Annotated in this window: 1 rRNA gene; it reads right to left on the bottom strand. The window is 54.7% G+C overall.

Annotated elements, in window-relative coordinates:
- Positions 1 to 267, bottom strand: a 23S ribosomal RNA gene (locus L6762_RS11910); the annotation flags it as partial.

Raw genomic sequence — 267 nt, 5'->3', positions numbered from 1 at the left:
CAATCCTCTTAACCTTCCAGCACCGGGCAGGAGTCAGTCCGTATACATCGTCTTACGACTTCGCACGGACCTGTGTTTTTGATAAACAGTCGCTTCCCCCAATTCTCTGCGACCCATACACGCTCACGGCCGCACGGACCGGTCACGCTCAAGGCTCCCCTTCTCCCGAAGTTACGGGGACATTTTGCCGAGTTCCTTAACCATGATTCTCTCGATCGCCTTAGTATTCTCTACCTGATCACCTGTGTCGGTTTCGGGTACGGGCGG

Source organism: Rothia nasimurium, assembly GCF_928381705.1.
Lineage (GTDB): Bacteria > Actinomycetota > Actinomycetes > Actinomycetales > Micrococcaceae > Rothia > Rothia nasimurium_G.
This window is presented reverse-complemented; position numbering and strand designations above follow the sequence as displayed.